This is a genomic window from Chromobacterium sp. FG22 (assembly GCF_057809415.1).
The window spans coordinates 18575-42080 of sequence record NZ_JBMDJX010000024.1 but is presented as its reverse complement, the minus strand read 5'-3'; the positions used below and the strand labels follow the sequence as shown (position 1 = coordinate 42080).

The 23506-nt window shown below is 66.4% G+C and carries 21 protein-coding genes; 13 read left to right on the top strand and 8 right to left on the bottom strand.

The annotated features are described in order from the left end of the window. Nucleotides 1-2: 2 nt before the first annotated feature. The 3 genes from ACODSD_RS19420 (at nucleotide 3) to ACODSD_RS19410 (ending at nucleotide 2320) form a co-directional block, all read left to right on the top strand. The gene (locus ACODSD_RS19420) at nucleotides 3-806 is read left to right on the top strand and encodes a TrmH family RNA methyltransferase (RefSeq protein WP_488878086.1); all 804 of its coding nucleotides are present in this window, start codon (nucleotides 3-5) and stop codon (nucleotides 804-806) included. Nucleotides 807-836: 30 nt separating this feature from the next. Further along, nucleotides 837-1397, top strand: a complete 561-nt coding sequence (locus ACODSD_RS19415; protein WP_488878085.1) for a hypothetical protein — start codon at nucleotides 837-839, stop codon at nucleotides 1395-1397. 110 nt (nucleotides 1398-1507) lie between these two features. Then, entirely contained in the window at nucleotides 1508-2320 is an 813-nt protein-coding gene (locus tag ACODSD_RS19410) for a rhomboid family intramembrane serine protease (RefSeq protein ID WP_488878084.1), read from the top strand. Between the two features lie 20 nt (nucleotides 2321-2340). Here the strand turns inward: ACODSD_RS19410 and ACODSD_RS19405 are convergent, their stop codons facing one another. The 7 genes from ACODSD_RS19405 to trkA form a co-directional block, all read right to left on the bottom strand. After that, complete coding sequence (locus ACODSD_RS19405) at nucleotides 2341-3459, bottom strand: 2-methylaconitate cis-trans isomerase PrpF family protein (protein ID WP_107799456.1); 1119 nt, start codon at nucleotides 3457-3459, stop codon at nucleotides 2341-2343. Between the two features lies 1 nt (nucleotide 3460). Next, nucleotides 3461-4684: a multifunctional CCA addition/repair protein gene (locus ACODSD_RS19400; protein WP_488878083.1), complete on the bottom strand. Its 1224-nt coding sequence runs from the start codon at nucleotides 4682-4684 to the stop codon at nucleotides 3461-3463. Between the two features lie 15 nt (nucleotides 4685-4699). Then, nucleotides 4700-5647 carry a complex I NDUFA9 subunit family protein gene (locus ACODSD_RS19395; RefSeq protein ID WP_253315415.1) on the bottom strand — a complete coding sequence of 316 codons (948 nt, stop codon included), beginning with the start codon at nucleotides 5645-5647 and terminating at the stop codon, nucleotides 4700-4702. A gap of 71 nt (nucleotides 5648-5718) precedes the next feature. Continuing rightward, the gene (locus ACODSD_RS19390; RefSeq protein WP_488878082.1) at nucleotides 5719-7614 is read right to left on the bottom strand and encodes a lytic transglycosylase domain-containing protein; all 1896 of its coding nucleotides are present in this window, start codon (nucleotides 7612-7614) and stop codon (nucleotides 5719-5721) included. Between the two features lie 80 nt (nucleotides 7615-7694). Further along, the gene (locus ACODSD_RS19385; protein WP_227103684.1) at nucleotides 7695-9149 is read right to left on the bottom strand and encodes a TrkH family potassium uptake protein; all 1455 of its coding nucleotides are present in this window, start codon (nucleotides 9147-9149) and stop codon (nucleotides 7695-7697) included. A 3-nt stretch (nucleotides 9150-9152) separates the two neighbouring features. Then, complete coding sequence (gloA2, locus tag ACODSD_RS19380) at nucleotides 9153-9545, bottom strand: SMU1112c/YaeR family gloxylase I-like metalloprotein (protein WP_235089779.1); 393 nt, start codon at nucleotides 9543-9545, stop codon at nucleotides 9153-9155. Nucleotides 9546-9547: 2 nt separating this feature from the next. Beyond that, nucleotides 9548-10921: a Trk system potassium transporter TrkA gene (trkA, locus tag ACODSD_RS19375; protein ID WP_488878102.1), complete on the bottom strand. Its 1374-nt coding sequence runs from the start codon at nucleotides 10919-10921 to the stop codon at nucleotides 9548-9550. A gap of 183 nt (nucleotides 10922-11104) precedes the next feature. Here trkA and ACODSD_RS19370 point away from each other — a divergent pair, with 183 nt between their 5' ends. From ACODSD_RS19370 to ACODSD_RS19340, 7 genes are all read left to right on the top strand, one after another. Further along, nucleotides 11105-11836 (top strand): glutathione peroxidase, encoded by a 732-nt coding sequence (locus ACODSD_RS19370; protein WP_107799452.1) that lies wholly within the window; start codon nucleotides 11105-11107, stop codon nucleotides 11834-11836. Nucleotides 11837-11984: 148 nt separating this feature from the next. Then, nucleotides 11985-13379: a dihydrolipoyl dehydrogenase gene (locus ACODSD_RS19365; protein ID WP_488878081.1), complete on the top strand. Its 1395-nt coding sequence runs from the start codon at nucleotides 11985-11987 to the stop codon at nucleotides 13377-13379. 517 nt (nucleotides 13380-13896) lie between these two features. Further along, nucleotides 13897-14628, top strand: coding sequence for a DUF1120 domain-containing protein (locus ACODSD_RS19360; protein ID WP_488878080.1), 732 nt, complete (start codon nucleotides 13897-13899; stop codon nucleotides 14626-14628). Nucleotides 14629-14763: 135 nt separating this feature from the next. Next, entirely contained in the window at nucleotides 14764-15492 is a 729-nt protein-coding gene (locus tag ACODSD_RS19355; protein ID WP_488878079.1) for a fimbria/pilus chaperone family protein, read from the top strand. Between the two features lie 15 nt (nucleotides 15493-15507). Continuing rightward, nucleotides 15508-16179, top strand: coding sequence for a DUF1120 domain-containing protein (locus ACODSD_RS19350; protein WP_488878078.1), 672 nt, complete (start codon nucleotides 15508-15510; stop codon nucleotides 16177-16179). A gap of 33 nt (nucleotides 16180-16212) precedes the next feature. After that, nucleotides 16213-18690: a fimbria/pilus outer membrane usher protein gene (locus tag ACODSD_RS19345; protein WP_488878077.1), complete on the top strand. Its 2478-nt coding sequence runs from the start codon at nucleotides 16213-16215 to the stop codon at nucleotides 18688-18690. Next, a complete protein-coding gene (locus tag ACODSD_RS19340; protein WP_227103670.1) occupies nucleotides 18687-19244 on the top strand; it encodes a DUF1120 domain-containing protein in 558 nt (185 codons plus the stop codon). Before ACODSD_RS19345 ends, ACODSD_RS19340 begins: the two co-directional genes overlap by 4 nt. 10 nt (nucleotides 19245-19254) lie before the next feature. On the opposite strand, the gene ACODSD_RS19335 is transcribed toward ACODSD_RS19340, so the two are convergent. Continuing rightward, nucleotides 19255-20562 (bottom strand): MFS transporter, encoded by a 1308-nt coding sequence (locus ACODSD_RS19335; RefSeq protein ID WP_227103668.1) that lies wholly within the window; start codon nucleotides 20560-20562, stop codon nucleotides 19255-19257. Nucleotides 20563-20661: 99 nt separating this feature from the next. On the opposite strand from ACODSD_RS19335, the gene ACODSD_RS19330 reads away from it, so the two are divergent. The 3 genes from ACODSD_RS19330 to ACODSD_RS19320 are packed head-to-tail and all read left to right on the top strand — an operon-like array spanning nucleotide 20662 to nucleotide 23461. Next, on the top strand, nucleotides 20662-22044 hold the full coding sequence (locus ACODSD_RS19330; protein ID WP_488878076.1) for an ATP-binding protein: 1383 nt from the start codon (nucleotides 20662-20664) through the stop codon (nucleotides 22042-22044). Further along, nucleotides 22041-22685 carry a response regulator transcription factor gene (locus ACODSD_RS19325; RefSeq protein WP_107799444.1) on the top strand — a complete coding sequence of 215 codons (645 nt, stop codon included), beginning with the start codon at nucleotides 22041-22043 and terminating at the stop codon, nucleotides 22683-22685. Before ACODSD_RS19330 ends, ACODSD_RS19325 begins: the two co-directional genes overlap by 4 nt. Then, on the top strand, nucleotides 22685-23461 hold the full coding sequence (locus tag ACODSD_RS19320; protein WP_488878075.1) for a DUF2861 family protein: 777 nt from the start codon (nucleotides 22685-22687) through the stop codon (nucleotides 23459-23461). The genes ACODSD_RS19325 and ACODSD_RS19320 overlap by 1 nt, the downstream gene beginning before the upstream one ends. The last annotated feature ends 45 nt before the right edge of the window (nucleotides 23462-23506 follow it).

Genomic DNA, 23506 nt, shown 5'->3' with positions numbered 1-23506 from the left:
ACATGTCGTACATCAGCAAAACCATCACTTCCGCCCATAACGACGAAATCAAGCAATTGGCGCGCCTGGCACAAAGCCCGCGCGAACGCCGCAAGCAACAGTTGATGTTGCTGGAGGGCATTCATCTGACCGAGTCCTGCCTGGACGCCGGCATCGTTCCCGAGCGGGTGTATCTCAACGAGGCGGCGCAAGCGCATCCTGAGGTGCAGGCCTTGTTGCGGAGCCTGAGCGCGCCGACGGTCGTGGTCACGGTGCCGGAAGCGGTGTTGGCCAAGGCCACCGCGCTGGCCAGCGCCGGGGAATTGCTGGCCTTGTGCCCGCGGCCGCAAGCGCGGCCCTGCCCGGAAGCCGCGTCGCGGGTGATGCTGGAGGATATCCAGGATCCGGGCAATCTGGGCACCATTCTGCGGTGCGCGGCGGCGGCTGGCGTCAGCGAGCTGATGTTGTCCAAGGGCTGCGTCGACGTCTATTCGCCCAAGGTGCTGCGCGCCGGCATGGGCGCCCACTTCGTGCTCAATATCCACGAGCAGGCCGATCTTTGCGCCGAACTGGCGCGCTACGACGGCCGCAAGCTGGTCACCCATCTGGAAGGCTCGACTTCTTTGTACGCGCAGGACCTGCGCGGACCGGTGGCTTTCGTGTTCGGCAACGAGGGCGCCGGCGTCAGCGCGGAGGCGCTGGCCCTGGCCGATGCGCGGGTGCGGATTCCGATGCCGGGCCACGCCGAATCGCTGAATGTGGCGATGGCGGCGACAGTGTGTTTGTTCGAGCGGGTGAGGCAGCTGGAGACGGATTTCTCATCCTGAGCATTGAGAACGCTGGACTAGGGGGGATATATGACTAGGTTCGCGCTGGCGGAGCGCATTCTGCCCAATTATCAGTTTGTCGAGACGCATTCCCGCATTCTGGCCGCCGATGCGGCCTCGACGCTGGACGCGGTGCAACGCGTCGCGCCGGCGGACGACCCTTGGGCGCGGCGCTTCATGGCGCTGCGCGAACTGCCCGGCCGCCTGAGCGGCGCCTTGCCCGGCAATCGTCCGCCGTTCGGCATGCACAGCTTCACGCCGCTGGCGCGCGACGGCGATAGCGAATTGACGCTGGGCCTGGCGGGCGCCTTCTGGCGCGCGGACTTCGGCCTGCGCGAGATCGGCGGCCTTGAGGATTTCATGGCTTTGAATGAGCCGGGCGTGGCCCGGCTGTTGCTGAGCTTTCACTGCGAAACCGTCGCCGAAGGCGTGCGCCTGTCGACTCAGACCCGCGTGCATTGCCCCGACGCGGGCACCCGTTGGCGTTTTGCGCCGTACTGGTATCTGATTCGTCCGGTCAGCGGCCTGATCCGCCGGCGCATGCTGCGGCAGGTGGAGCGGGCGTTGTTGCGCGATCCGGCAAGGGCTTGAGGCCTTGCACATGAAAATTGAGTAGCGTTTGATTTTTATTTTGCCTGGTTTGCTTTATCATGCGCCGGAGATATTTAAACGGCAAATTGAAACAAAGGAAACCAGCACAGATGAATGAGACCGCGCTCGACTCTTCCCCATCCCGCTTCGGCGGGCTTTCTTCTTTTCTGCGGCAGCAGTGGGCCACCATCGGCCTGGTGCTCGCCAATCTGATCGTTTACGTCTGGATGGGCGCCTCGGGCGTTTCCTGGACCGAGCCCGATCCCGAGCAACTGGTGAGCTGGGGCGCCAATCTGGCGCCGTTCACCCTGGGCGGCGAAAGCTGGCGGCTGCTGAGCAGCATGTTCGTGCACGGCGGCGCCATGCATCTGCTGCTCAATATGTATATGTTGCTGCTGATCGGTCCCTTGGCGCAGAAGCGCTTCGGCGGCATCGGCTTTCTGGCGATTTACCTCGCCACCGGCCTGACGGCGGGCCTGGTCAGCGCCTGGTGGTACGGCACGCATCCGGTGACCAATCTGCTGATGCAGAGCAGCATCCGCCTGGTGGCCAGCGTCGGCGCGTCCGGCGCCTTGATGGGCTTGGCCGGCGCGCTGTGCGTGGCCGGCCTCAGCGACGCGGACATGGGCGGCTCGCAGGGCAAGGCCTTGGCGCAAGTGGTGCTGCTGAACCTGGGCATGGGTTTCATGGTGTCCGGCGTGGACCAGGCCTGCCATATCGGCGGCCTCCTGGCCGGCTTGCCCTTGGGCGTGCTGGGCTGGCTGCGCCTGCGTCCGCTGCCGCGGCTGTTGATGTTCGCGGCCTTGGCCGGCGCGGCGGCGCTGGGCGCGCATCAGGCAAGCCAGGCGCTGGGGTCCGAAGATCTGAGCGAGTTGGCGGCGCAGCTGCGTCAAGCGCCTGCCGCGGAGCCCGCGCAACTTTGACGCGGCGGCCCGCTGGCCGGCTAGTCCAGCGGGATGTAGACTTCGCCGCGCATCAGCGGCCTGGCGGTGCGGGTCATCACCACTTCGCTGATGGTCCAGCCGTATTCGTCCGAGTGGCCCAGCACCGCTTCCACCGTTTGTCTGCCGCTGGCGTGGCTGAAGGTCAGCGGCATGCCGCGCACCGGCGCGCCGGCCACTTGCTGCGGCAGCGTGCCTTCGGTGGCGCAGGCGCAGGCCAGCGCGATGGCGCCGGTGCCGGTGTAGGCGTGGTGCAGCGAGCGGCCGGAGGTCAGGATGCGGGCGTTGATCTGGCAATCCTCGTCCCGGCTTTCCGATAGCAGGCTGATCCGCGGCGAGCCGGGCCGTTCCCGCCGGGCGGCGAAAATGTCGGGCGCCAGGCCCATGACCACGGCGGCGATTTCCCGCGCCCACTCCAGCCGGTGGCGCGCTGTCTCAGGCAAGGCCGCCATTTCTTCGTCGCCCTTGAGGCCGAAGTCCCGGGCGCGGACGAACACCGTGGGATTGCCGGCGTCCACCAGGGTGGCTTCCACCCGGCTGCCGTCCGGCAGTGTCAATTCGTCCACCAGCTTGCCGGTGGGGTAGAGTTCGCCGGAGCTGCCGCCGGCCGGGTCCAGGAAACGCAGCCGGATCGGCGCGCCGGGAAAGGCGACGCCGTCGATGCGGTAGTCGCCTTGCCAGACCGGCTGGCCGTGCATGATTTCCAGTTCGGCGACGATGCGCTTGCCGACATTGGCTTGCCAGATGCCGATGGAGGCCACGCCGTCGCGCGGCTCCACCAGTTTTTCCATCACCGCGAACAGCGGCACCGCGGCGCTGAGGTTGCCGCAGTTGCCGGACCAGTCTATCAGCGCGTGTTCTATCGACACATGGCCGAACAGGCAATCGACGTCGCAATCGTCGCGCCGCGACGGGCTGAGTATCATCACCTTGCTGGTGCTGGCCCGGCCGGTGCCCAGGCCGTCGATCTGCTTGCCATGCGGGTCCGGGCTGCCGATGGCGCGCAAGAGCATGCGTTCCCAGGAGGAGGTGTCCTCGGGCAGCGCGTCGGCGCGGATGAACAGACCCTTGCTGGTGCCGCCGCGCATCAGCGTGGACGGAAGACGGTAGATCGCGGCCATGTCAGTGCGTCTCCAGTTGCTCCTTGCGGATGGCGATGGCGCGGGTCCGGGCGCGATCTATCGCTTCCGGCAGCGTGCGCTTGTCTTCCCACTGGCGGGCGATGCCGCCGGCGTCCACCGCCAGCGCCGCGTCCAGCAGCGCGGACAGGTAGTCCGCCTGCGGATAGGGCCGGTCGTGGAAGCCCAGGCGTCCGCGCGCGTCCGCGCGGCAGGCGTCCAGCATCAGCAAGAAGCGTTCCGGCCGCCGCAAGGCGTCGGTTTGCTTGAACAATCTCAATATTGTGCTTGGCTTCAATTCGAAAGCACAGTGTACTTTGGTATGGCTCAACAGCGTGACGCGCGCCAGGTCGCGACAGTCGGCCGGCACCCGCAAACGCTGACACAGCGTCAGCAGCGGGGCTTCGCCGGCGGCCTCGTGGCCGATGTGGCGCGGCAGCATGTCCGCCGGCGTCAGCGCCTTGCCCAGGTCATGGGTCAGCGCGGCGAAGCGCGCCGCCAGCGGCAGGCCTTGCTCGGCGGCGCAGTCCAGCGCCCGCATCACGTGGTCGCCGGTGTCGATTTCCGGGTGGTGGTCGGCCCGCTGCGGCACGCCGAACAGCGCGTCCAGCTCCGGCAGCACGCGGGCGAGGGCACCGCAGGCGCGCAGGACCAGGAACATGCGCGACGGCCGCTCCTCCATCAGGCCCTTGGCCAGCTCCTGCCACACTCGCTCCGCCACCAGGGCGTCGGCTTCGCCGTCCGCCACCATTTGCCGCATCAGCGCCATGGTGTCCTCGGCCACGGCGAAGCCGAAACGGGCGGCGAAGCGCGCCAGCCGCAGGATGCGCACCGGGTCTTCGGCGAAGGCGGGGCTGACGTGGCGCAGGACGCCGGCCTCGAGATCGCGCCGGCCGTGGTAGGGGTCGATCAGGCTGCCGTCCGCCGCCTCGGCGATGGCGTTGATGGTCAGGTCGCGTCGGGCCAGATCCTGTTCCAGCGTCACGTCCGGCGCGGCGTAGACGGCAAAGCCGTGGTAGCCCTTGCCGGTTTTGCGCTCGGTGCGCGCCAGCGCGTATTCCTCGTGGGTGTCCGGGTGCAGGAACACCGGAAAGTCCTTGCCCACCGGCTTATAGCCCAGCGCCAGCATCTCTTGCGGGCTGGCGCCCACCACCACCCAGTCGCGGTCTTTCACCGGCAGTTTCAGCAGGCGGTCGCGCACGGCGCCGCCGACGATATAGCATTGCATTGATCCGTTTCCCGTTCAGCGCGCGATCTGGCGGCGGTAGGCGGACATCTGCAGATTGAATTCCTCCGTGCCCAGCAAGGCCGGCGCCAGCGCTTCCAGCGCCGTGGGGCTGAAGCCCAGCAGCGCGGCGGGGAAGGGCTGGTCGCTGACATTGTCCACGCTTAGCGAGCGCACATTGTCGCGGCTGATCAGTGCGGGACCGGGCAGGCATTCCATCAATGCGGCCTGCAGCATGGCCAGGCCCTGCGGCAGCGCGATCACCGGGCGCGGTTTGCCGATATGGCGGCCCACCAGGCTTACCAGCTCGGCCAGCGTGTAAACACCGGGGCCGGCCAGGTCCAGGCTTTGGCCGATGGCGGCGCGGCGCGACAGGCTGGCCGCCACCGCGTGGGCGACGTCGCCGGCCCAGATCGGCGCGAAGCGCGTCTTTGCGCCGGCCAAGGGCAGAAAGGGCGCTTTGCGCAGCAGGCCGGCGAACATATTGAGGAAGCTGTCGCCGTGGCCGAACACCACGGACGGCCGCAAGAGGGTCCATTCCAGGCCGCTTTCGCGCACGCGCGCTTCGGCGCGGCCCTTGCTTTGCTGGTACAGGCTGGGGCCGCGCTCGTCGGCGCCCAGCGCGCTGATGTGGATCAGCCGGCGCACGCCCTGGCTGCGGCAGGCCGCGATCACCTTCTCGGTCAATTGCACATGGGCTTTGTCGAACTGCGCGGCGCTGCCGTGCAGGATGCCCACCATATTGATCACCGCGTCGTGGCCGGAAATCAGTTGTTCCAGCGCTTCCGGACGGTGGATGTCCGCTTCCACCAGCTGCGCGCCGGGCAGCACCAGCAGCGAGGCCTTGGCGCGTTCGCGCCGGCGGGTGGCGATGGTCAGCTGGCAGTCTTGTTCGGTCAGCCGTTCCGCGATGTAGCTGCCGATGAAGCCGCTGCCGCCGATGACGCAGATGCGTTGGTAAGTCATGGGTGAGGTCCCTTTCTTATGGTACTTGTGGGAGTGGGCTTGGTCCGCCGCGAGGGGGACCAAGCGGAGGTTCAGCGCGCCGGCACTACGCCCATCCGGTTTTTCAGCGAGATGTTGGCGTGGCCGAAGGTGCTGGAGTAATAAGCGGCGTTGGCCATCACTTTCTGCACGTAGTCGCGGGTCTCGGTGAAGGGGATGGTTTCGGCGTAGATGGTGCCGTCCAGCGTGCGGTCCGCCTGCCAGGCGCGCGCGCGCCCCGGGCCGGCGTTGTAGGCGGCGGTGGCCATCACTTCGTTGCTGGACAGGCTGTCCAGCACGTAGCGCAGATACCAGGTGCCCAGTTGCACATTGGTTTCGATGTCGTTGACCGCGTATTGGCCCAGGCCGATTTTCTTGGCCACCCATTTGGCGGTGGCCGGCATCAGCTGCATCAGGCCGGAAGCGCCGACGCCGGAGCGCGCCATGGTGATGAAGCGGCTTTCCTGGCGGATCAGGCCGTAGACCCAGGCGTCGTCGATGTCCAGCTGCTTGGCGTAGCGCTGGGTGACGTCGCGGTAGGGCGTCAGGTAGCGCAAGGAGTAATCGTGTTCTTCCTTGGTGCGTTCGGCGCTGTAGATGGCCATATCGTAGAAGCTGGCGCGGCGGCCCACTTCGGCGGCGGCCAGCAGTTCGATGTCGCTGCGGTTGCGCATCGCCCAGCGCCATTCGCGCTGCGCGTCGGCGCGGAACTCGGGCTTGACGTGGCGTTCGGCCAGCTCCAGCAGCGCCAGCGCGCGTTTGATCGCCGGCTCCTCGCTCATCTGCTTGATGTCGTCCTTGGCCGGGCCGCTTTTGCTGGCCGGGGTGGACAGGCTGTTGCCCAGTTCTTCCAGCGACAGCAGCGCGTAGTAGTTGTGGCCGATGCTGGCCTGGCTGAACAGCGGCGTCGCCTCGTTCTGCCGGCCCAGCTGTTGCAGCGAGCGGCCGCGCCAGTAGCGCCAGGCCGGTTTGGCGCTGACGGTGACAGGCATGGCGCGGATGATTTTCTCCAGCTGGGTCCATTGCTCCAGGCGCAGCGCCGAGCGCGCCCACCATTCCCATTGCTCGGAGGTCAGCTGGTCGGCGTCGGCCTTGTCGAACCACTGCAGCGCTTGCGCCGCCTGCTGTTTGCGCGCGGACAGCAGCGCCAGTTGGCCCCAGGCGAAGCCGGCGCGTTCCTTGCTCAAGGACTTTTCGTGATCGAGCAGTTTGCCCAGGCCGTTGCTGATATTGGCCTTGCCCTTGATCACGATGTCGTAGACCGCCGCTTCCTGGCCGCCGGGGGTCGACAGATCGGCGTTGGCCGGCTTGCTGAGCGCGGCGTTGTCCAGCGGCAGGCCGGTGTTGGCGGCCAGTTGGCGCGCCTGGCTCAGGTAGTTGCCGGCCAGGAGCAGGCGGGCGCGCTGCCACAGCCAGTCGCGCTTCACGACGCCGCGGCGCGCGGCCTCGGCGATCAGGCGGTTGCAGCCTTCCGGCAGCGGACGGCTTTCCAGGAAGCGGTCCAGATCCGTCGGCGCCTTGCCCTGATTCAGCTCGTTGAGTTGACCGTAGCAGCTGGATTCTTCGTCCCGGCCTTCCGGCGGCAGTTTTTTCCACTCCGCGGCGAAACGGCTCCAGCTTTCGCGCGCGGCCAGTTTTTTCAGCCATTCGTTGCGCACGCGCTCCGGCATCAGGCCTTCGTCCACGCGGGCCAGGAAGTTCTGGGCCGGGCCGTCGTCGTCGCCGTCCAGCGCCTTGAGCGCCAGCCAGTAAGCCGGGTAGTCCTTCAAGGGGTAGTTGGACGGCATGCCGCCCGCCAGGCTGGCCAACTGGCCCAGCTTGTTGCCGCGAAAGGCGTCGCGGGCGGCGATCAGTTCGTCGTCGGCGCCTGCGAAGGCGGGCAGGGCGGCCGTCAGCGCCAGGCTGAGGGCGAGCATGCGGCTGGGGGCGGTGAATGTCATAGGGTTCATGATCCGGTTTCGTCTTTATTATCCGGCGCGGGGCGCCGCTTTGGTTCAGACCCGCGCGCGGCGGGTAAATTCTTCGCGTCCTATTTGCGCCAGAAGGCCGGCGTGAACAGGATCAGCAGGGTAAACACTTCCAGCCGGCCCAGGAGCATGGCCAGGCTGCAAGTCCATATCTGGAAGTCGGACAGCGACGCGTAGTTCGACGCCGGCCCGACCACGCCGAGCCCGGGCCCGGCATTGTTGATCGAGGCGATCACCGCGGTGAAGGCGCTGAGAAAATCCAGGCCGCTGGCGATCAGCGCGAAGCTTAGTATCACTATGCACATGCAGTAGACAAATATGAAGCCCATTACCGACAGCATCACGTCTTGCGGCACCACTTTGCCGCCGATTTTCACCGGACGCACCGCCGCCGGATGCAGCAGCCGCGTCATTTCATTGACGCTTTGCTTGCTCAGCATCAGGGTGCGCACCATCTTGATGCCGCCGCCGGTGGAGCCGGAGCAGGCGGTGACGCTGGACAGGAAGAGCATCCACAATGGCACGAAGATAGGCCAGCGCGCGTAGTCCACGCTGGCGAAGCCGCTGTCGGTGGCGATGGAGATCAGATTGAAGCTGACGTGGCGCAGCGCGGTGGGGAAGTCGTAGACGCGGTGGGCCCACAGATAGGCGCTCATCGCCAGAATGCTGCCCAGCAGCAGCCACAACATGGCCTTGGCCTCCGGGTCGCGCAGATAGGCGCGCAGCGAGCGCTGACGCAGCGCCAGGAAGTGGGTGGCGAAGTTCATCGCGCCGACTATCATGCCAAAGCTCAGGATCAGTTCCACCGGCAGGGAGTCGAATGCGCCCACGCTGCTGTCCCGGGTGGAGAAGCCGCCCAGGGACAGCGCGGCGAAGGCGTGGCACACCGCGTCCAGCCAGCTCAGGCCGGCGGCTTTCAGGGCCAGGGCCACCGCCAGCGTCCAGCCGCTGTAGACCAGCCACAGGTTCTTGGCGGTTTCGGTGATGCGCGGCGCCAGCTTGCTGTCCTTCATCGGCCCCGGCGTTTCCGCCTTGTACAGCTGCATGCCGCCGATGCCGAGGATGGGCAGGATGGCCACCGCCAGCACGATGATGCCCATGCCGCCCATCCAATTGAGGAAGTGGCGCCAGAAGTTGAGCGAGGCCGGCAGGGCGTCCAGGCCGCTGATCACGGTGGAGCCGGTGGTGGTGAGGCCGGACATCGCCTCGAAGAAGGCGTGGCTGAAGGACATGTCCGGCCGCGCCAGCATGAAGGGGAAGGAGGCGGTGATGGCGAAGCCCACCCACAGCGTGGTGACCAGGATGAAGCCGTCGCGCGGCTTCAGTTCGCGCTGGTAGCGGCGGGTGGCGGACCACAATGCGAGGCCGATGGCCAGGCCGGCCACGGCGGCGGTGACGAAGGTGTCCAGCGCGCCGTCGCGGTACAGGATGGAGACCAGCGCCGGCGCGAGGAAGGTGCAGGAGAACAGCATGATCAGCTTGGACAGCACATAGAGGATGGCGAGTATCTTGCGCATGTCTCAGTCTCGCGGCTGGTAGAACTCGAGCGGCAAGCCGTCCGGATCCGCGCAGAAGAAAAAGCGCGCGCCGGTGTATTCGTCCACGCGGACATCCTCCACCTTCACGCCCTCGGCCAGCAGGCTTTGGCGACAGGCGGCGAGATCGGCGCAGGCGAAGGCCAGGTGGCGCAGGCCGCAGGCCTCCGGCCGCGTGGGGCGCGGCGGCGGCGAGGGAAAGCTGAACAGTTCCAGCTGGCCGCCGCCCGGCGCGGCCAGGTCCAGCTTCCAGGACTGGCGTTCGGCGCGCCAGTGTTCGGCCAGGATGGGCAGGCCGAGGACGCGGTGGTAGAAGTCGCGCGAGCGGGCGTAGTCGGAGGCGATGATCGCCACGTGGTGCAGGCCGGTCAGATGCATGGTCACAGAAAGCCCAGTTTGACCTGAATGAGTTTTTCCACCTGGCGGATCACCCGGCGGCGCGACAGGAAGATGATCAGATGGTCGCCGTTTTCCACCGTCAGATCGTGATGCGCCATCAGCACCTGTTCGCCGCGGATGGCCGCCACGATGTGGCTGCCGTGCGGCATGTCGATCTGGTCGATGCGGCGGCCGGTCAGCCGCGATTGCTGCGCGTCGCCGTGGATGATGACTTCCATCGCCTCCGACGCGCCGCGGCGCAGCGGATGCACCGCCTCCACGTCGCCCTGGCGGATATGGGCCAGGATGGAGCCTATGGTGGACAGGTGAGGCGAAATCACGATGTCGATGCGGTGGCCTTCCAGCAGGTCCACATAGCTGGTGCGGTTGACCAGGGCCACCACCCGGCGCGCGCCCATGCGCTTGGCCAGCAGCGTGGACATGATGTTGTCCTCGTCGTCGTTGGTCAGCGCGCAGAACACATCCATCTCGTCCACGTTCTCGGCGTCCAGCAGCTCTTCGTCGGTGGCCTCGCCGCGCAGCACCAGCGCGTGTTCCAGCCGTTCCGCCAGCCATTGCGCGCGTTCCGGCCGCGCTTCTATCACTTTGACGCTGAAATCGTTCTCCAGCAGCTTGGCCAGCCGGTAGCCGATATTGCCGCCGCCGGCGATCATGATGCGCCGCAAGGGCCGCTCGCTGAAGCGCAGCTCCTTGAGCATGGCCTGCACGTGCTCGCGCGCGGCGACGAAGAAGACCTCGTCGCCTTCCTCCAGCACGGTGTCGCCGTCCGGCACCAAAAGCGTGTCCCGGCGGTGGACGGCGCAGACGCGGCAATCCGCGTCCGGCATGTGTTCGCGTATATGGCGCAGCGGCATGCCCAGCAGCTTGCCGCCGGAGTGGGCGCGGGACACCACCAGTTGCAGCTTGCCGTCGGCGAAGTCCAGCACTTGCAGCGCGCCGGGGTAGGTGAACAACTGATAGATGTGGTCGGTGACGATCTGTTCCGGACAGATGGCGGATTCGATGCCGAAGTGGGCGAGCGGATCGCCGTGCTCGGATTCCAGGTAATCGCTGGAGCGGATGCGGGCGATGCGGGTGGGGATGTTGAAACAGGCTTCGGCCATTTTGCAGGCCACCAGATTGGTTTCGTCGTCGCGGGTCAGCGCCAGCACCATGTCGCTGTCCGCCGCGCCGGCATCGGCCAGCACCTGAGGATGGGCGGCGTTGCCGGCCACGGTGCGGATGTCCAGCCTGTCCTGCAGCTGTTTGAGCCGCGCGGCGTTTTGATCCACCACTGTGATGTCGTTGTTTTCCGAAAGCAGGTTTTCCGCCACATTGGCGCCGACCTGTCCGCCGCCGAGAATCAGAATCTTCACCGCGTTGGCCTGATTGTTGGTTTGTTTATGCAATTTTAACGGTTAGCGCGGCCGCTTGCTTGTCGATTAAAAAAGCAAATCAGCAGCCTTGCCACAATCAATTAGACGAATTTGCTCTCAGCTATCAGAATGCATCCATCGATTTATTAAACCTGTCAGTCAATCCAAACAAGGAGTCTCGCCATGTTGCAAAACCGTGAAGGCCAACGCGTACCGAATGTCACTTTCCGTGTTCGTGACAACAACGAGTGGAAAGATGTCAGCACCGCCGAACTGTTCGACGGCAAAACCGTAGCGGTGTTTTCGCTGCCGGGCGCGTTCACCCCCACATGTTCCTCCACCCACCTGCCGCGCTTCAACGAGCTGGCGCCGGCCTTCTTCGCCAACGGCGTGGACGCCATCCTCTGCGTATCGGTCAACGACACCTTCGTGATGAACGAATGGGCCAAGGATCAGGAAGCGCAGAACCTGGTGATGATTCCGGACGGCAACGGCGATTTCACCGCGGGCATGGGCATGCTGGTGGACAAGCAGGACCTGGGCTTCGGCAAGCGCAGCTGGCGCTACTCCATGCTGGTGAAGGACGGCGTGGTGGACAAGATGTTCATCGAGCCGCAAGAGCCGGGCGATCCGTTCAAGGTGTCCGACGCCGACACTCTGCTGGACTACGTCAATCCCAGCGCCAAGAAGCCGGACCAAGTGGTGGTGTTCTCCAAGACGGGTTGCCCGCACTGCGCGCGCGCCAAGGCGGTGCTGAGCGAAAACGGCTACGACTTCGTCGAAGTACCGCTGGACAACAAGGTACGCGGCAAGGTGCTGGGCGCCGTGGCCGGCAAGATGACCGCGCCGCAGGTGTTCATCAACGGCCAGCTGATCGGCTCCGCCGACGAAGTGGAAAAGTACTTCTCCAAGTAAGCCTCAACCGTGTTCGTCCCCGGTGGCTCGGGCCCTGATGCCACTGGAGTTGTTGCGGGCCGGATGCTCCGTCCGGCCCTTTTTTTACCGGGATACGAGACGGCATGCCCAGCGTGCCGTGCCGTATCCCGATACCGAAAGGAATGAAATGCATACCTTGAACATCGATGTCGCCGTGATCGGCGCCGGCACCGCCGGCCTCGCAGCCTACCGCGCCGCCAAGGCTCGCGGCGCCAGCGCCGTGGTGATTGAAGGCGGTCCTTACGGCACCACTTGCGCCCGCGTCGGCTGCATGCCGTCCAAGCTGCTGATCGCCGCCGCCGAGGCCGCGCACGAACTGCGTCACAGCGCGCCTTTCGGCGTGCATGTGGATGGGGACGTGCGCATCGACGGCCGCGAGGTGATGGACCGCGTCAAGCGCGAGCGCGACCGTTTCGTCGGCTTCGTGCTCAAGGGGGTGGAAAGCATTCCGCCGCAAGACCGGCTGCGCGGCTACGCGCGCTTCATCGACAACACCACCTTGCAAGTGGACGAGCACACGCTGGTGCAGGCGCGCCGCGTGGTGATCGCCACGGGTTCCTCGCCCTTGATCCCGCCGCCGTTCCAGGTGTTCGGCGACAGATTGATCATCAACGACGATGTGTTCGATTGGGACACGCTGCCGGACAGCGTGGCGGTGTTCGGTCCCGGCGTTATCGGTCTGGAACTGGGGCAGGCGCTGTCCCGCCTGGGCGTCAAGGTGCGCGTGTTCGGCCGCGGCGGCGGCGTCGGCCCGCTGTCGGACCCCGCTGTGCGCGACTACGCCAGCCGGGCGCTGGGCCGGGAGTTCTATCTGGACCCGGACGCCAAGGTGCTGGAAATGGGCCTGGTCGACGACAAGGCGCAAATCCGCTACGTCAATCTGGACGGCGAAGAAGTCTGCGAGCGTTTCGATTACGTGCTGGCCGCCACCGGCCGGGCGCCCAATGTGCGCGGTCTGGCGCTGGAAAACGCCGGCCTGGAACTGGACACGGGCGGCGTGCCCAAGTTCGATCCGCGGACGCTACAGTGCGGGAATTCGCCGATTTTCATCGCCGGCGACGCCAACAACATCCTGCCGCTGCTGCACGAGGCCGCCGACGAAGGCAAGACCGCCGGCGACAATGCCGCGCAGTATCCGGCAGTACAGCCCGGCCTGCGCCGCTCCAGCATCGCCGTGGTGTTTTCCGATCCGCAGATGATGATGGTGGGCAGCCGCTTCGCCGATTTGCCGGCGGATGGCTTCGTGGCGGGCGCCGTCAGTTTTGAAGACCAGGGCCGCAGCCGGGTGATGGGCATCAACCAGGGTCTGCTGCATGTATACGCCGAGCGCGGCAGCGGCCGCTTCCTGGGCGCGGAAATGATAGGTCCGCGCGCCGAGAACCTGGCTCACTTGCTGGCCTGGAGCCATCAGCAAGGCCTGACCGTTGCCCAGATGCTGGAGATGCCCTTCTATCACCCGGTGATAGAAGAAGGCTTGCGCACCGCGCTGCGCGACGCCGCCACCAAGCTGGCGCAAGACTGAGTCTTGCCGGCGGCATTCCCAAGCGGGATGTCGCTGTTTTTCCGCCCGTCCATGGTCCCCGCCATGGCGGGCTTTTTTGCGTCTGTCTAAGACCCGCTAACCAAACCCCTGATCCTGTGTTGCGCCTCCTTGTCGTACGGCTGGCGCTGCCTGCGTCGGCGCGCCTTGGCTCAGCTACGCTGCGCGGCTTGTTAGCGGCTCTAAGTGGAAGACCATGAGGTAAATCCTCAACAACTCTAAATATTAATATATTAATTATTTAGATTTGTTGATTTTTTTGAAGTGATGTGACTGAGGTTTGTTGTGCGTTTTTTATTTGTGAATATTGAAATGAAATTGGTGTGCTTGTTGTTTTTTTAGGAAAAATCCTATTGTAGGCATTCTTACGAAAAAGCAAGATGACCTCGCCGCGAATCAATAAGCGGATGTCGCCGGAATGGGGCGGCTGTCTTGCAAGAAAACATCGTTTAATGCGAATGATTTGATTGCGAACTTTCATCTAATTGGAGGTTGAATCGTGAAGAAGCAGAATATGATTTTGGTGGTGGCCACGGTTTTTGCCGGAGCCGCTCAATGGGCTTCGGCAAATAGCGCAGATTTGCTGATTACCGGCAAGCTGGTGCCGCCCGCGTGCACGCCGGCTTTGAGCGGCGGCGCGGTGATTGATTATGGCAATATTCCGGTGTCCAACCTGAGCAATGGCGCAGCCTACACACTGGAAGATCGCAATGTCAGCCTGACGGTAACCTGCCAGGAGGATACCGCGCTGGGCATCCGCATCACCGATGCTCGCACGGAGAGCAAGCCCTTGCTGGGTAGCGAAATTCCGCTGCCGAATTTGCACCCTTCCGGCAGCCATGCTGTAGCCCGGCTCAACGAGCAAACCATGGGTTTGGGGAACGATGCGGAGGCGGGAAAACTGGGCGTTTGGTGGCTGAGCATGGAGTTTGACAAGCTGAAGGCGACCAATAGCGCGAACGCGGAGGTGGGCGATACCAAACTATTGTACTCGTCTAATAATGGCTCGAGTTGGGGGGAGACGAATACCACTCCGCTTAACTCGCATTACGGCGGCGCCAATGTCACCACTTTCGCCATCAAAGGAAAAACGATCAATACCCCTGCGGTAGCCTCCGTACATGAGTTCCCCATGGTGGTGGGGGCGGCATTGAACACCAAGGGGCGCTTGAGCGTGAAGGACGACACTAAGCTGGATGGTAAGGGTACTTTCACTATTTATTACCAGTGATTGGGTTGCGCGAGTCGGCGCTGAATAAGTCTTGAGTCAGCGTGCTTGAATACGGGCCGGCGGCATGCTTGCCGGCCCGGTTGATACGGTTTGACGCGGTGAATCAACGCCGTCCTTGATGGAAAAGAGTTTCATATGATGCATGCGCTGAATGTGTTCGCCGTTGCGGTCCGCGGCGGCGCTATGGCCGGCGCCTTGGCGCTGGCCCTGCTGCCCGCGGCGGCCTGGTCCGCCGGCGTGGTGCCGGAAACCTCGCTGGTGGTGGTGGAGGAAGGCGACGGCGAGGGCGTGATCAACGTCAAGAATACCGACGCCCACGCCAGCCTGATGTATGTCCGGCTGGAAAACCTGCCCGAAGACCCGGAGCAGCTATTGCTGGCGACGCCGCCGATTTCCCGGGTGGAAGGCGGGGAGAAACAACTGGTCCGCTTTTTGTTGAAATCACCGCAGCCGCTGCGGACCGAGCGGCTGATGCGGGCGTCCTTCGAGGGGATTCCCGCGGTGTCCGCCGATAAGGGGCATCGCATTCAGATGACTTTCAATCAGAACCTGCCGGTACTAATCCGTCCCAAAGGCCTGCCGCGCGAGCGGGAACCTTGGGTCAAGCTGCAGTGGGGCCTGACGGAAGACGGCCGGGTGGAGGTCAAAAACGACAGTCCTTACGTGGTGCGCCTGTCCACGCACAAGGTGGAGTTGCAGCCCGGACGGCAAGGGCTGGAGCTGCCCAAGGCCTATATCCTGCCCGGCGAGCGCTTGCAGCTGGCGTCGGCCGGCCAGACGCCCTTGGACGCCACTCACGTCAAGCTGTGGCCGGCGACCAGCTACGGCTATGCGGTGGACTCCTTTACCGCGACCTTGAACTGAGCGGCCTAGCCCGTGATGAAATATCGCCAAGCAATCGCCGCCGCGCTATGCGCATCCATGCCGGTGCTGGCGGCGAACGCGCCATTCGCGCTGACGGCCGAGGTGGTGCCGCCCAGCTGCACGCCCGGCTTTTCCCATAACGGCGTGGTCGATTACGGCCTCATCCCCTGGTCGGCCTTGAATCCAGGCGCGACGCTGCTGGGCGAGCGGGAGATCAGCTTGCATGTGCAGTGCGATCAGCCGGCGCTGGTGGGTTTGAGCATACGGGACAACCGCGGCGATAGCCGCGCCGGCATCGCCGCCATGGCCGGGCTTCAGACGACGGGGGCCGCATCGCCGTCGCTGCCGGCGGAGGCGGAGCAGACTCTGGGCCTGGGCCGGGACAGCCGTAAGCAAGCGCTGGGCTATTGGTGGCTGAGCCTGATCGAGGCTCATGCGGACGAGCGTCCGGCGACGCTGATGCGCAGCGCCGGCCGGCAGGAAGGCTGGTCGCAGGCCGGCGGCGAACCGCTAAACCTGCGTTACGGCTATGCCTTGGGCTCGCCGCAGCGTCAGGCGCTGCAGCCGGCCGGCACCCACGTGTTCAAGCTGCGCGTCGGCGCGGCGCTCAGGGGGCGGCAGGCGCTCAGCGCGCGCGAACCGGTGCGCTTGGACGGCCACGCCACTGTCACGGTCTTCTATCCCTGACGTCTCCATCCATCCAATCTTGGGTCCTGTTAGATGAAGTGTTCAATTGAATGGCTGCTCAGACCCATTCCGCTATTGCTGTGGCTGGCCGGGGCGTTCCCGACGGCGTCGCTGGCGGAGACCGGGGCGCGCGACGCGCCCGGCGAGGGCGTGCAGTTTGACCTGGGCGTGTTGAAGGCGAGCGGCATCGATCCCGGCGTGGCGGAGTACTTCAGCCTGGGCGCGCGCTTTGCGCCGGGCAGGAATCGGGTGTCCTTATTTGTCAACGGCGCCGGTCGCGGCGGCGCCGAGGTGAGCATAGACGAGGGCGGCCGCCTGTGCGTCGACGACGGATTCTGGACGGCAGCCGGCTTGCTGCCCGCGGACGGCCAACCGCCGGCGGAGGCCGGCTGCCGGGAGTTGACGGCTTTTTATCCGCAGGCGGTGGTCAAGCTGCGGCCGGAGCTGGCGCGGGTGGACATCCTGGCGCCCAGCGGCGCCTTGCGGCGCGAGCAGGAGCCACTGGGCGGCTACGACAGCGGCGGCACGGCCGGCCTGTTCAATTACGAGGTGCTGGCCATGCGCAGCAGCGGAGGCGGGCGGAGCCAGCAGTATCTGCAAGGTTTCACGGAAATCGGCTTCAATTGGCGGGACTGGATGGTGCGCAGCCGGCAAAGCTTCGCGCGCAACGAGGCGAGCAATCGTTTTCAGTATCTGTACAGCTATGCGCAGAAGACCCTGGTGGACAGCAAGGCCATCCTGCAAGTGGGCGAGTTGTCGCTGAACAACCCTCTGTTTGCCGGCGTGAATTTCTCCGGCGCGCAGTGGCTGCCGCAAGGGGCCTTGCTGCCGCGCGGCAATCGGCCGCAGGTCAGGGGCATCGCCCAGAGCGAGGCCCGGGTGGAGGTGAGGCAGGCCGGCGCTTTGGTGTACAGCACGCTGGTGCCGCCCGGCGCTTTCGAATTGAACGATGTGCCCATCCTGTCGGCGGGCTTCGATCTGAATGTCACTGTCACCGAAAGCGATGGCGGCCAGCACGCCTTCACCGTGCCGGCGGCGGCGTTTTTCGCCAGCCCGGGCGGCGACGTCGAGGGCTTTAATATGGCGGCGGGCAAGATGCGCCAGTTTGGCGGCCAGGACGGCGACACGCCGTGGCTGTTTTCCGGCAGCCGCAGCTGGCGGCTGGGCCGGGAGCTGGACCTCAGCCTGGGCGGCCTGTGGTCCGAACGCTTTCATTCCGTCGGCGGGGCCTTGTCTTATCTGTTGAGCCCCGGGCTGGTGGCCGGCATGCGCGCGGTGGCCTCCCGCGACGGCGAGGCGGGGCGGAGCGGCGCGCAATACAGCGCGTCCTTGAGCGCGAGCTGGGGCGAGCGCCTGTCCGGCGCGCTGAACCTGAGCCGGCAGAGCGCCCACTTCCGCACGCTGTCGGATTACGCGGCTCGTCAACAAGAGGCGCCGGCCGCGCTGACGCAGTACGGCCTGTCCCTGTCCTACCACCATGAATTCATGGGCGCGTTCAGCCTGGGTGCGACCCGCTCGCATCACGGCGGCGAGGCCTCGCAGCGCTTGAACGGCGGCTGGTCGCGGCGGATGTGGGGCGCCAATGTCTCTTTGAACGTGGGCCGAGATTTGAGTCGGGGCGCGGGCGCGCATCGCAATCAGCTTTACTTGAACGTGGATCTGCCGCTGGAGCGCGCCAGCCTGAGCGCGTATCTGCAACGCTATGGCCAAAGCCAAACTTTGGGGAGCAGCTACCGCGAAATCGTCAGCGACAGCTTGAATTACGGCGTGGCGGTGGATCGCGACGCGGACCGGAACAGCACCGGCTTCAACGGCAATCTGCACTGGATTCCGCGTTACGCCCAGCTGGGTTTGGGCATGAGCCAGCGCGGCGGCGCGCAGTCGTACAACGCCAGCCTGCGCGGCGGCGCGCTGCTGCATGAGGGCGGACTGACCTTCTCGCCCTATCCGCTGCGCGACAGCGTCGGGGTGCTGTCGGTGGGCGGCTTGCCCGGCGTGAAGTTCAGCACGCCCAGCGGCCCGGTGTGGAGCGATGGCGACGGCCACGCGGTATTGGCCAATCTGAACGCTTACGCCGATACCCGAGTGGAACTGCAGACGCCTAGCCTGCCGCGCAATGCGGACGTGGCGAACGGCTTGAAAGTGGTGCGCGCCGGGCATGGCTCGGTCAGCCGGGCGGAGTTCTCGGTGCTCAAGACCCAGCGCTTGCTGATCCAGATCGCGGCGGAGGACGGCGAGGCCTTGGCGTCCGGCCTGAGCGTGGTGGATGGGGAGGGGCGTTTCATCACGCTCACCGGGAGCGGGGGCGAGGTGTTTCTGGATCAGGCGACCGCGCGGAACGGCCTGTATGTGGAGTCTCCGCCAAGGCGGCGCTGTCGCTTGGACTATGTCTTGCCGGACGAGGACGCTTCCGCCTTGTACCAAACCGTCAGGGCGCGCTGCGCGCCGGGTTCGCTGCTTGAAGCGGACGCGTCGGAGCGTGGCGTCGGAGACCGAGGAGTTGAGGGATGAGCATGGGAAAATGGGTTTTGATGGCGCTGGCGGCCTTGAGCGCGGGCGCGGCGGCCGAGGAAGGGCCGTGCGCGTTGAGCTTGAGCACGCCCAATCTGGACTATGGCGTGCTGCCCTTGGCCGCCTTGCGAGAGGGCTTCGGCCGGGGCGCGCCGGGGGGCGGCCTAGAGGCGCGTACCTTGAGTTTGCAGGCCGTTTGCGAAGGGCCCCGGGCTTTGGCCCTACGTTTCAACGGCCCGGCGGCGGACGCGGCCTCATTCCGCTTCGGGCCTCAGGGCGCGGCGCGTCTGATCTTGCGCGCGGCGACGCTGGATGGCCGCGACGCCTATTTCCGCGTGGAGGGGGAGAGCGGCGGCGAGCGCCTGCGCTCGGCCCCGCTACGCCCCGGCCAGCTGGTGCGGGTGTATCCGGACAGCGGCGGCGGGACGGGGCGGGCCTTGCGCTTGGAGCTGGAAGTCCAGCCGCTCTTGCCGGCTGGCGCGACGCATGCCCGCGAGCGGGAGCGCTGGCGGATGGACGGAGTGTTCGAACTACAGGCCTCCGCCGCGGAATGAAGCGCCGGTCTCAGTCGCGCAGCGCGCGCAGCCAGTCCAGCCGCTGTCGCCAGATCACCGGCGCGGCGCTGAGCAGGTGCAGGGTGGCCAGGATGTTGAGCGCGGCGGTGGCCAGCAGCAGGATGGCGATGCTGTCGTAAAGCTTCAGCGCCAGCGCGCTGCCGATGGCGGCGGCCACCATGTAGAAGCCGTTGGCGATATTGTTGGCGGCCACGGCCTGGGAGCGGAAATCATCCGGGCTGGCGGTTTGCAGCCAGGTGTACAGCGGCACGGTGAAGAAGCCGCCGAAGAAGCCCAGCAGCGCCACGTCGACCATATTGCGCCAGCTGCCGGCGCGGGCCAGGTAATCGGCCAGGCCGATCAGCTCGCCGCGGTAGTGCGGCAGCGCGGACAGCGCCAGATCGCCGCCGAACAGCGTCATGCCGACGCTGCCCACCAGCACCATGCCCAGTTGCAGTTTGCCTTGCGACAGCTTGGCGCACACCACCGAACCCAGGCCGATGCCGATGGAGAACAAGGCCAGCAGCAGGGTGTAGACGGCGGCGTCCCCGCCCAGATGCAGGCGGGTGAAGGTGGGCAGCTGGGTGGTGTAGACCGCGCCCATCAGCCAGAACCAGGAAATGCCGAGGATGGCGCAGCGCACGTCGCGGATGCGCCAGGCGTCGCGCATCAGCAGCACGGAGTCTTTGAGGAAGTTGAAGGACAGCTTCAGCTGCGGCGCGCCGGGCTGGGCCGGCGGCATCTCGCGGCTGGCGCCGTAACCGAGCATGGCGGTGGCCAGCAAGGTGGCGGTGATCAGCAGAGGGCCGCCGTTGGTCAGCATGCTGCCGCCGATCTGGCCGATCAGGATGGCGAGAAAAGTGCCCATCTCGATCAGGCCGTTGCCGCCCACCAGTTCTTGTTCTTTCAGATACTGCGGCAGCACCGAGTATTTGAGCGGGCCGAAAAAGGCGGAGTGGGCGCCCATCAGGAACAGCGCGGAAAGCAAGAGGCCGGCGGAGTGCAGGAAGAAGCCGGTTCCGGCCAGCAGCATGATGGCGATCTCGGCCAGCTTGATCCAGCGGGCGATGGCGGCCTTGTCGTAGCGCTCCGACAATTTGCCGGCGGTGGCGGAAAACAGGAAAAAGGGCAGGATGAACACGCCGGCGGCCAGATTGACCAGTTGTTCCGGCGGCAGCCCGGCCAGGCTGAGTCCGTGAAAGCTGATCAGCACCACGATGGCGGTTTTCAGCAGATTGTCGTTGAAGGCGCCCAGGAACTGGGTGCCGAACAGCGGGAAGAAGCGCCGGGTGGCGAAGAAGGAAAAGCCTGCTTTCACGGGGATGCCGATCTTGTGTCATGAGCCGGAAACGCATGCTAGCGGATTCGCGCCGGCCTGTCAGCCGAGCGGCGGCGGGTTTTCCGTATAATGCGGCGCATGAAGCTACGTCTGTGTTGTTGCCTATTGATCTGCCACGCGGCCTGGGCCGGCGAGCTGTCGTCGCGGCTGGACGCCGCCTTGGCCGAGTCGCGGCCGGCGCGGTCTTTGGCGCTGACGCGGATTCAGTCGCTGGACGAGGGGCTGATCGCGCCGGCGTCGTTGCAGCCGGCCTGGTCCCGCTACAGCCTGCGCGCCTTGCGGCAGCTGGAGGCGCACGAGCGCCGCTGCGAGGGGGATCTGTCTGCCCTGCCGGCGCTGTGGCGGGATTTCGAACGTCGGCGCTGCGCGGACGGACGTCTGCCGGACGACTGGCTGCGCCTGCATCCGGTTCATCCCTTGGGCGGCAGCAGCGCCGCGCACTGGCGGCAGGGCCGGCCGCGGGCGGCGGTGGCGGACTGGCTGCATGTGCGCGAACGCGACGACGATCTGGGGCTGTTGGGCGGGCTGTCGGACGACAATCTGGACGCCTTGCTGGCCGGCGCGCGTTGGCTGTGGCAGGACGGCGCGCTGTGGCGGCTGCGGGACGGCCAATGGCGGCTGTACCCGGCCGCCGCCTGGCGGGAACGGGCGGAAGCGGCCGGGGTCAGGGTGTCCGCGGCCGGCGCGGGCGCCTGCGCGGAGCGCCAGGACGGACTGTGCTTGAACCCGACGCCGGCGCCGGCCTGGCCCTGGCGGGCTTTACTGGCGGGCCTCGCCGGGCTGGCGCTGGCCGCCGGCGGCTGGCTGGCCTGGCAGCGGCGGCGCCTGGAACGGGAGCGGCGTTTCGCCTTGCAGATGCTCACTCATGAATTGCGCACCCCCATCGCCGGCCTGGCCGGCGTGGTGGAGGGGCTGCGCCGGGATTTCGACCGCCTGCCGGATTCCGCTCAAGATCAGTTCGGACATTTGGCCGGCGGCGTCAGCCGCCTGCGTCAGTTGGCCGAAGCCAGCCGCCATTACTTGTCCGCCGAACGCCTGGACGAAGGGCGGCAAGCGGTGCGGCTGGCGGAATGGCTGGACGCGATCGCGGAGCGGCATCAGGCCGCGTTTTGTCTGAACGAGGACGCGACCGTGCTGTTGCCGGCCTATTGGCTGGGCTTGTGCCTGGACAATTTGCTGGCCAATGCGCGCCGGCATGGCCGGCCGCCCTGGCGCGTGCTGGCGGATTGGGACGGCCGCACTTTGACGCTGACGGTGTGCGACGGCGGCCGCCTGAGGGATTACCGGCTGCGCCGACTGGCGCGGCGCGACGGCGGCGGCGAGGGCATGGGGCTGGGCCTGGCCATCGTCCGGCGGGTGCTGAAGCGGCTGGGCGGCCGGTTGAGCCTGTCCGGGCCGCCCACGCGCTTTAGCTTGCAACTGCCCGTCAAGCGGGCGCCGCGACAGGATTCCCCGCGATGAACACCTTGCTCTTGATTGAAGACGACGCAACGCTGGGCGACGGCCTGAGCCGCTTTCTGGAGGACGCGGGTTATCGCTGCCTGTGGCTGCGGCGGGCGGAGGATGCGGCCGCGCAGTGGCTGCGCGCCGATCTGGTCATCCTGGACCGCAGCCTGCCGGACGGCGACAGCCTGCGGCATTTGCCCGGCTGGCTGGCGCAGAAAGCCTTGCCGGTGATCGTGCTGACGGCGCGGGTGGAGGTGGGCGACCGGGTGGCCGGGCTGGAGGCGGGCGCGCGCGACTATCTGAGCAAGCCTTTCGCCCATGCCGAGTTGCTGGCGCGGATTCGCGCCCAGTTGCGGCCTTTGGGCGACGGCAGCCTGAGCCTGGGGGCCTTGAGCCTGCAGCCGGCCAGGCAATCGGCGAACTGGCAAGGACGGGAGGTGGCGTTGACGCGCACCGAGTTCGAACTGCTGGCGTTGTTGGCGCGCATGGCCGGACGAGTGATGAGCCGCGACGAATTGCTGAATCAGGTCTGGGGTTACGACAGCTTTCCGTCCACGCGCACCGTGGACACTCACATCCTGCAATTGCGGCAGAAGCTGCCCGGCATCGCCATCGAAACCGTGCGCGGCGTCGGCTACCGTTTGGAGAAGAACTGATGCTGCGCGCATGGTGTTTGTGGCTGGCGCTGGCCGCGCCGGCCGTCGCGGATCCGCTGGAGGCCTTGAACCGCGCCTTGCTGGGCGCGGACAACGCGGCCGCCTGGCAGGCGCTGTCCGAAAGCTGGCCGGCCTTGCGCAGCCAGGCGCAGCGGCAAGCCTGGGCGCAGGCCTTGGCGGCGCTGAGCGCCGAGCACTGCGGCAAGGACGCGCCGCTGACGCTGCCGGCCTGGCTGCCGCAGCTGACGCTGGAACTGGCGCAGCGCGACATGCCGCTGGCGCGCGCCTACCGGGTGGTGCTGAGCGGCCGCGGCGCGCTGGAGGACGCCCGGCTATTGGACGCTCAGGGGCATGATCTGCTGCGCGGCGGCTTGCTGGAGCGGGAAGACGGCCAAGGCTTCCGCCTGGAAAGCGCGGACCTGAGCCGGCCCCTGGCGGCGGGCGCTTACCGCTTGCAGCTCAGCGCCGCCGGCCGGCAATGGCAGGCCGAGCTGGCCTTGCCTGAGGTGGCCAATCTGGATTGGCTGTCGCGCAGCCCGCTGGCGGTGTCGCGCTTGCCGCCGCCGCGTGCGGCCTGCGCCCAGCCCTGGCTGGAGCAATCGCTGTTGCGTCGCAGCGACTACGGCTTTGTCTGGTGGCGGCGGCGCGAGCTGGGCGAGGCGCTGCGCTGGCCGCCCGGCCGGGGCGAGCTATGGCAGAGCGTGGCCCTGGTGCGCGCCGAGGCGCGCGGCCAATTGGTGTTGAGGCTGGCGCACCGTCAGGTGGGGCCGCGCTGAAATCCTGACATTGGCCTGACAATCGGGGCGGCCTTTGCCTTTTTA